This is a genomic window from Pseudomonas mosselii (assembly GCF_003205295.1).
Classification (GTDB): domain Bacteria; phylum Pseudomonadota; class Gammaproteobacteria; order Pseudomonadales; family Pseudomonadaceae; genus Aquipseudomonas; species Aquipseudomonas mosselii_B.
On sequence record NZ_QJRP01000006.1, the window covers coordinates 273,107 to 281,731 of the forward strand.

The following is an 8,625-nucleotide window of genomic DNA, read 5'->3' on the forward strand; positions in this document are numbered from 1 at the left end:
GCAGCATTTTCGCGGCACAAGGCCGCTCCTACAGGTGATCGCGGTCTTCTGTAGGAGCGGCCTTGTGCCGCGAAAAGGGGCGCAAAGCGCCCCCGGCAATTTCAAACCGTGAAGATGATCAACCGACCAACATCCGCCCGGTTTCTTCCAGGTTCTCATGCCAGCTCAAGGCTTCGCGCAGGATATGCGGGGTATGCCCGCCACGCTGGCAGGCGCGCTCGAAGTAATCGTTCAGCGCGGCGCGGTAGTCCGGGTGCACGCAGTTGTCGATGATCACCCGGGCGCGCTCGCGCGGAGCCAGGCCACGCAGGTCGGCCAGGCCCACCTCGGTCACCAGGATGTCCACGTCGTGCTCGGTGTGGTCGACGTGGCTGACCATCGGCACCACGCTGGAAATCGCGCCGCCCTTGGCGATCGACTTGGTGACGAAGATCGCCAGGTGCGCGTTGCGGGCGAAGTCGCCCGAGCCACCGATGCCGTTCATCATCTTCGTGCCGCAGACGTGGGTGGAGTTGACGTTGCCATAGATGTCGAACTCCAGCGCCGTGTTGATGCCGATGATTCCCAGGCGACGCACCACTTCAGGGTGGTTGGAGATCTCCTGCGGACGCAGCACCAGCTTGTCCTTGTAGCGCTCCAGGTTGCCGAACACGTCGGCGTTGCGGCGGCTCGACAGGGTGATCGAGCTGCCCGAGGCGAAGCTCAGCTTGCCGGCGTCGATCAGGTCGAAGGTCGAGTCCTGCAGCACTTCGGAGTACATGGTCAGGTTTTCGAACGGCGACTCGATCAGGCCGCACATCACCGCGTTGGCGATGCTGCCGATGCCGGCCTGCAGTGGGCCGAGGTTGTTGCTCATGCGCCCGGCGTCCACTTCACCCTTGAGGAAGGCGATCAAATGGTCGGCGATGCCCTGGGTCTCGTGGTCGGGCGGCAGCACGGTGGACGGCGAGTCTGGCTGGTCGCTGATGACGATGCCGACGATCTTGGCCGGGTCGATCGGGATCGCGGTGCTGCCGATGCGGTCGTCGACCTTCACCAGCGGGATCGGCGTGCGGGTCGGGCGGTAGGTCGGGATGTAGATGTCGTGCAGGCCTTCGAGGTTGGCGTGGTGCGACAGGTTGATCTCGACGATGACCTGCTTGGCGAAGATCGCGAAGCTGGCCGAGTTGCCGACGGAGGTGGTCGGCACGATATGGCCTTGCTCGGTGATCGCCACCGCCTCGATGACCGCGATGTCCGGCAGGGTGAGCTGTTTGTTGCGCAGCTGTTCGACGGTTTCCGACAGGTGCTGGTCGATGAACATCACCTTGCCGTCGTTGATGGCCTTGCGCAGGGTGCTGTCGACCTGGAACGGCATGCGGCGGGCCAGCACGCCGGCCTCGGTCAGTTGCTTGTCCAGGTCGTTGCCCAGGCTGGCGCCGGTCATCAGGCTGATCTTCAGCGGCGACTGTTTTGCACGCTCGGCCAGTGCGTGAGGCACGGCCTTGGCTTCGCCGGCGCGGGTGAAACCGCTCATGCCGACGGTCATGCCGTCCTGGATCAGGCCAGCGGCGTCAGCCGCACTCATAACCTTGCTGTGCAGGGAGGACAAGCGGATACGATCACGGTACATGGATTGTTATCTCAGGCTACTGAAGCTACTGGAAGCGCAGTCTAGAGATTTCACCCGGAACCGTCCCGCGACCATGGTCGTAGGCGAAGGCCGGAAGTAGAGCCGTTGATCTGGATCAAGCAAATGAAAAGGCCCCTGGGAATATCTCCCCAGGGGCCTTATGCGCTTCTATAGGGGCAATACCGGGTCAGTCCACGGCCTTGACCATGTCCTCGATGACTTTCTTGGCGTCACCGAACACCATCATGGTCTTGTCCAGGTAGAACAGTTCATTGTCCAGGCCTGCGTAGCCGCTCGCCATGGAGCGCTTGTTGACGATGATGGTCTTGGCCTTGAAGGCTTCGAGGATCGGCATGCCGGCAATCGGCGACTTCGGATCGTTCTTCGCCGCCGGGTTGACCACGTCGTTGGCGCCCAGCACCAGCACCACGTCGGCCTGGCCGAACTCGGCGTTGATGTCCTCCATCTCGAACACCTGGTCGTAGGGCACCTCGGCCTCGGCCAGCAGCACGTTCATGTGCCCGGGCATGCGCCCCGCCACCGGGTGGATCGCGTACTTCACGGTCACCCCATTGTGGGTCAGCTTCTCGGTCAGCTCCTTGAGCGCGTGCTGGGCGCGGGCTACCGCCAGGCCGTAGCCTGGGACGATGATCACGCTGTCGGCGTTGCTCAGCAGGAAGGTGGCGTCGTCGGCCGAGCCGGACTTCACCGGGCGCTGCTCCTTCGAGCCCTGCGCCGCGCCGACATCGGTGTCGCCGCCGAAGCCGCCGAGGATGACGTTGAAGAACGAACGGTTCATCGCCTTGCACATGATGTACGAAAGGATCGCACCACTTGAGCCGACCAAGGAGCCGGCGATGATCAGCATCGAGTTGTTCAGCGAGAAGCCGATACCCGCCGCCGCCCAGCCCGAGTAGCTGTTGAGCATCGACACCACCACCGGCATGTCGGCGCCGCCGATCGGGATGATGATCAACACGCCCATGACGAAGGCCAGGGCCAGCATCAGGGTGAAGGCGCTGTAGTGGCCGGTGAAGGTGAACAGCAGCCCCAGGGCGATGGTCGCCAGGCCCAGGATCAGGTTCAGCTTGTGCTGGCCGGCGAACTGTACCGGTGCGCCCTGGAACAGGCGGAACTTGTACTTGCCCGACAGCTTGCCGAAGGCGATCACCGAGCCCGAGAAGGTGACGGCACCGATGGCCGCGCCAAGGAACAGCTCCAGGCGGTTGCCGGTGGGGATCGGGTCGCTGATGCTGGCGACGATGCCCAGCGATTGCGGCTCGAGCACGGCGGCGATGGCGATGAATACCGCCGCCAGGCCGATCATGCTGTGCATGAAGGCGACCAGCTCAGGCATCTTGGTCATCTCGACGCGTTTGGCCATGATCGAGCCGGCGCTGCCGCCGACCAGCAGGCCGACGATCACGTAGCCGATGCCCGCAGTCGCCAGCTCCGCGCCAAGCTTGTAGATCAGGCCGACCGTGGTGAGGATCGCGATGCCCATGCCGATCATGCCGAACAGGTTGCCGCGACGCGAGGTGGTCGGGTGCGAGAGACCCTTGAGTGCCTGGATGAAGCAGACCGAGGCGACCAGGTACAGAAGCGTTACCAGATTCATGCTCATGCTTACTTCTGCCCCTCGTTCTTGGTTTTCTTCTTGAACATTTCCAGCATGCGGCGGGTGACCAGGAAGCCACCGAACACGTTGACCGCGGCCAGCGCCACGGCCAGGGTGCCCATGACCTTGCCGGCCGGGGTGACGGTCAGCGCCGCGGCCAGCATGGCACCGACGATGACGATCGCGGAAATGGCGTTGGTGACCGCCATCAGCGGCGTGTGCAGGGCCGGGGTGACGTTCCACACCACGTGGTAGCCCACGTAGATGGCCAGCACGAAGATGATCAGGTTGTAGATGCCGTGGGAAATCAGCATGTCTTCCATTGTCGTGCTCCTCAGCCGTTCTTGCGCACGACCTGGCCGTCGCGGCACATCAGGCACGCGGCGACGATGTCGTCTTCGAGGTTGATGACCAGGTTGCCGTCCTTGTCGAACAGCAGCTTCATGAAGTCCAGCAGGTTGCGCGCGTACAGCGCCGAGGCATCGGCGCCGACCTGGGCCGGCAGGTTGGTCGGGCCGACGATGGTCACGCCGTTGTGCATCACGACCTGATCGGCCACGGTCAGCGGGCAGTTGCCGCCCTGGGCCGCAGCGAGGTCGATGACCACCGAGCCGGGTTTCATCTGCGCCACGGTTTCGGCGCTGAGCAGGGTCGGCGCCTTGCGCCCGGGAATCAGCGCGGTGGTGATGACGATGTCGGCCTGCCTGGCGCGCTCGTGCACGGCCTGGGCCTGACGCTGCATCCAGCTGGCCGGCATCGGCCGGGCATAGCCGCCGACGCCTTCGGCGCACTCGCGCTCCTCGTCGGTCTCGTAGGGCACGTCGATGAACTTGGCGCCGAGGGACTCGATCTGCTCCTTCACCGCCGGGCGCACGTCCGACGCTTCGATCACCGCGCCCAGGCGCTTGGCCGTGGCGATGGCCTGCAGGCCGGCGACGCCGGCGCCGAGGATCAGCACGCGGGCGGCTTTCACCGTGCCTGCGGCGGTCATCAGCATGGGCATGAAGCGCGGATAGTGGTGAGCCGCCAGCAGCACGGCCTTGTATCCGGCGATGTTGGCCTGGGAAGACAGCACGTCGAGGCTCTGGGCCCGCGAGGTGCGTGGCGCGGCTTCCAGGGCGAAGGCGGTGATGCCGCGTTCGGCCATCTTGCCGATCAGTTCGTTATTGAAGGGGTTGAGCATGCCCGCCAACAGGCTGCCGCTGTTGATCAGCGTCAGTTCCTGGTCATCGGGCGCGACCACCTTGAGTACCAGCTGCGCGCCGAAGGCATCGGCGGCCTCGCCCAGGGCTGCGCCCACTGCCTCATAGGCACTGTCCGGAATGCTGGCTTTGAGCCCTGCCCCCCGTTGCACGGTGACCTGATGGCCCTGGCCAACCAGTTTCTTGATGGTTTCCGGGGTCGCGGCGACCCTTGTCTCACCCGTCTGCGTCTCGAGAGGAACACCAATGTGCACGACTATGTCTCCTGCGGTGACCTTTATTGTCTTTATGGGAACCAGCGCACTTCGGGTGGTGCGGCTGGGCGGCCGTAGAGCACGACACCGCCTGGTTCGAGGCGGGAGAGGCATTTTGCAGACGAACCCAGGGGCCTTCAACAGGTTCTGAAGCGAAACGAACTTAAAACTACAAGTCACCCTGTGACCGTATGTCGCAACGATTCCGAGCCAGACCGTCAAACACGCGCTATTCGCAGCTTAGGGGAAAAAATGAAAAAATTTTGGCTGATTTCGTTCGCGGCTCTGTGAATGTCGCCAAATAAGCTGCAAACCCGCGCAGCTACTAGGGTTGCTGCGTTTTTTCGTGGGAGCGGAACAGATTACGGATTTGCGACAAATCAATATATCTGTAGGCGTTAAAAATAATTGACTACGAAGTCAGCTTCTTCGTTTTCAGTTTCAGCCGGCGGCGGTGTACTGCTGCGCCTGCGCCACCAGCCAGTCACGAAACGCCCGCAGTGAAGCGGATTCCACCTTTCGCTCGGGAATCATCAGATGGTAGGCCTTGTCGCTGGATAGGGCATGCCTGTTAGCGACTACCAATCGACCTTCCTGCAACTCGCGCTGGATCAGGAACGGCGGGATCAGCGCGATGCCCATGTCGTGCATGGTGGCCTGGGCCAGCATCGAGAACAGTTCGTAGCGCGGGCCGGTCATGTCGCGCTCGACGCTCATGCCCAGGCCGTCGAACCACTGCCGCCAGGCATAGGGGCGCGTGGTCTGCTGCAGCAGGGGCAGCTCGGCGATGCGCCGGGCGTCGAGGCTGGCTTGCCCTTCCAGTAGCGCAGGACTGCACACCGGCATGGGGTTCTCGCCCATCAACCGGTGGGACTGGGTACCGGACCAGTCGGCATCGCCGAAGTAGATGGCGGCGTCGAAGGGGGTGTCGGCGAACAGGAAGGGGCGGGTGCGGTTGGTCAGGTTGACCGTGACTTCCGGATGGCGCTGCTGGAAGTCCTTCAGGCGCGGCAGTAGCCATTGGGTGCCGAAGGTCGGCACCACCGCCAGTTCGATCACGTTGGCGCCTTGCTGGCGCATCACCGAAAGCGTGTCGCGTTCCACCGCATCCAGCTGCGCGGCCACCTGGCGGCTATAGGACAGCCCCGCTTCAGTGAGTTTCACGCCCCGGCGCGAGCGGCGGAACAGTTCGACATTGAGAAAGCTCTCTAGGCCACCGATCTGCCGACAGACGGCACCCTGGGTCAGGGCCAGCTCCTGGGCGGCCTTGGTGAAGCTCTCGTGACGCGCGGCCGCCTCGAAGCAGACCAGGGCGGTGGTGCTGGGGATCTTGCGGCGCATGTACGTCATCCTCACTTGTATGGCGCTGAACAGGGTATTTCTATGATCTTGAAGTGAGAAAATATCACTAAACCGTGCGCAATCCTCGTTTGTCCCGCGGGCCGATCAGGCCTAGGATCAATCCAGCACAACAATTCGTTCCCATCTTTCGAGGAATCCGCACATGGCTGGCAAGGCAAGCTTCAACTGGATCGACCCGCTGCTGCTGGATCAGCAGCTCACTGAAGAAGAGCGCATGGTTCGCGACAGCGCCTATCAGTTCGCCCAGGACAAGCTGGCACCGCGTGTGCTGGAGGCGTTCCGCCACGAGCAGACGGACCCGGCGATCTTCCGCGAGATGGGAGAGGTCGGCCTGCTCGGCGCGACCATCCCCGAACAGTACGGCGGCAGCGGCCTGAACTACGTGTGCTACGGCCTGATCGCCCGCGAGGTGGAACGCATCGACTCCGGCTACCGCTCGATGATGAGCGTGCAGTCGTCGCTGGTGATGGTGCCGATCAACGAGTTCGGTACCGAGGCGCAGAAACAGAAGTACCTGCCGAAGCTGGCCAGTGGCGAGTGGATCGGCTGTTTCGGCCTGACCGAGCCCAACCATGGTTCCGACCCGGGCTCGATGATCACCCGTGCCCGCAAGGTCGACGGCGGTTATCGCCTGACCGGCAGCAAGATGTGGATCACCAACAGCCCGATCGCCGATGTGTTCGTGGTCTGGGCCAAGGACGATGCCGGCGATATCCGCGGCTTCGTGCTGGAGAAAGGCTGGGATGGCCTCAGTGCGCCGACCATCCATGGCAAGGTCGGCCTGCGCGCCTCGATCACCGGTGAGATCGTCATGGACAACGTGTTCGTGCCGGAAGAGAACATCTTCCCGGACGTGCGTGGCCTCAAAGGCCCGTTCACCTGCCTGAACTCGGCCCGTTATGGCATCTCCTGGGGCGCCCTGGGCGCCGCCGAGGCCTGCTGGCACACCGCGCGTCAGTACACCCTGGACCGCCAGCAGTTCGGCCGCCCGCTGGCTGCCAACCAGCTGATCCAGAAGAAGCTGGCCGACATGCAGACCGAGATCACCCTGGCCCTGCAAGGCTGCCTGCGCCTGGGCCGGATGAAGGACGAAGGCACCGCAGCGGTCGAGATCACCTCGATCATGAAGCGCAACTCCTGCGGCAAGGCCCTTGATATCGCCCGTCTGGCCCGCGACATGCTGGGCGGCAATGGCATCTCCGACGAGTTCGGCGTGGCCCGCCACCTGGTCAACCTCGAGGTGGTCAACACCTACGAAGGGACCCATGACGTGCATGCGCTGATCCTGGGGCGCGCGCAGACCGGCATCCAGGCATTCTATTAATAGAGGAGCCAGGCCATGGGCGCGCTTTCCCATCTGCGGGTGCTGGATCTTTCCCGGGTATTGGCCGGCCCCTGGTCCGGCCAGATCCTCGCCGACCTTGGCGCCGATGTGATCAAGGTCGAACGTCCGGGGGCGGGTGACGACACGCGGTCCTGGGGGCCGCCTTTCCTGCGTGACGCCCAAGGCGAGAACACCAGTGAGGCGGCCTACTACCTGTCGGCCAACCGCAACAAGCGCTCGGTGACCATCGACTTCACCCAGCCGGAGGGTCAGCGCCTGGTGCGTGAGCTGGCGGCGAAGTCGGATATCGTCATCGAGAACTTCAAGGTAGGCGGGCTGGCGGCCTATGGGCTGGACTATCAAAGCCTGAAGGCGGTCAATCCCAAACTCATCTACTGCTCGATCACCGGCTTCGGCCAGACCGGGCCGTATGCCAAGCGTGCCGGCTACGACTTCATGATCCAGGGGCTGGGCGGGCTGATGAGCCTGACCGGCCGTCCGGAGGGGGAAGAGGGCGCCGGGCCGATGAAGGTGGGGGTGGCGCTGACCGATATCCTTACCGGGCTGTATTCCACCGTGGCGATCCTGGCGGCCCTCGCGCACCGTGACCAGGCTGGGGTCGGCCAGCACATCGACATGGCCCTGCTGGATGTACAGGTGGCCTGCCTGGCCAACCAGGCAATGAACTATCTCACCACCGGCACGCCACCGCGCAGGCTGGGCAATGCGCACCCGAATATCGTGCCTTACCAGGACTTCCCGACGGCGGATGGCGACTTCATTCTTACCGTGGGCAATGACGGGCAGTTCCGCAAGTTCGCGGAAGTGGCCGGTCAGGCGCAGTGGGCGGATGATCCGCGGTTCTCTACTAATAAGCAGCGAGTGGCCAACCGCGCGGAGCTGATCCCGCTGATTCGTCAGGCGACGGTATTCAAGACCACGGCGCAGTGGGTGAGCGAGCTGGAGAAGGCGGGAGTGCCGTGCGGGCCTATCAACGACCTGGCGCAGATGTTCCAGGATCCGCAGGTGCTTGCCCGCGGGCTGGCGGTGAATGTCCCTCATCCGCTGGCGGGCAGTGTGCCGCAGGTGGCAAGTCCGATCCGCCTGTCGGAGACGCCGGTGGAGTATCGCAGCGCGCCGCCGTTGTTGGGGGAGCATACCGAGGCGGTGCTGGGGGATGTGTTGGGGTTGGATGACGAGGCGGTTCAGCGGTTGCGAGGGGCGGGGGTGCTCTGAGGTTACCTATATAGAGA

The 8,625-nt window shown here is 63.7% G+C and carries 7 protein-coding genes; 2 read left to right on the plus strand and 5 right to left on the minus strand.

The annotated features are described in order from the left end of the window. Positions 1 to 118: 118 nt before the first annotated feature. The 5 genes from DMX06_RS08960 to DMX06_RS08980 all read right to left on the minus strand — a co-directional run bounded on the left by DMX06_RS08960 (position 119) and on the right by DMX06_RS08980 (position 6,027). Positions 119 to 1,612 (minus strand): acetyl-CoA hydrolase/transferase family protein, encoded by a 1,494-nt coding sequence (locus DMX06_RS08960; RefSeq protein ID WP_050707507.1) that lies wholly within the window; start codon positions 1,610 to 1,612, stop codon positions 119 to 121. 187 nt (positions 1,613 to 1,799) lie between these two features. Further along, positions 1,800 to 3,236, minus strand: a complete 1,437-nt coding sequence (locus DMX06_RS08965; protein ID WP_110736296.1) for an NAD(P)(+) transhydrogenase (Re/Si-specific) subunit beta — start codon at positions 3,234 to 3,236, stop codon at positions 1,800 to 1,802. Between the two features lie 2 nt (positions 3,237 to 3,238). Beyond that, on the minus strand, positions 3,239 to 3,553 hold the full coding sequence (locus DMX06_RS08970; RefSeq protein WP_023631272.1) for an NAD(P) transhydrogenase subunit alpha: 315 nt from the start codon (positions 3,551 to 3,553) through the stop codon (positions 3,239 to 3,241). 11 nt (positions 3,554 to 3,564) lie between these two features. Then, positions 3,565 to 4,686, minus strand: coding sequence for a Re/Si-specific NAD(P)(+) transhydrogenase subunit alpha (locus DMX06_RS08975; RefSeq protein ID WP_110736298.1), 1,122 nt, complete (start codon positions 4,684 to 4,686; stop codon positions 3,565 to 3,567). Between the two features lie 441 nt (positions 4,687 to 5,127). Beyond that, positions 5,128 to 6,027 carry a LysR family transcriptional regulator gene (locus DMX06_RS08980; RefSeq protein ID WP_181427801.1) on the minus strand — a complete coding sequence of 300 codons (900 nt, stop codon included), beginning with the start codon at positions 6,025 to 6,027 and terminating at the stop codon, positions 5,128 to 5,130. Between the two features lie 163 nt (positions 6,028 to 6,190). Between DMX06_RS08980 and DMX06_RS08985 the strand changes: the two genes are divergently transcribed. Beyond that, positions 6,191 to 7,372, plus strand: coding sequence for an acyl-CoA dehydrogenase (locus tag DMX06_RS08985; protein WP_110736302.1), 1,182 nt, complete (start codon positions 6,191 to 6,193; stop codon positions 7,370 to 7,372). A gap of 15 nt (positions 7,373 to 7,387) precedes the next feature. After that, positions 7,388 to 8,608: a CaiB/BaiF CoA transferase family protein gene (locus tag DMX06_RS08990; protein WP_110736304.1), complete on the plus strand. Its 1,221-nt coding sequence runs from the start codon at positions 7,388 to 7,390 to the stop codon at positions 8,606 to 8,608. Positions 8,609 to 8,625 lie beyond the last annotated feature (17 nt).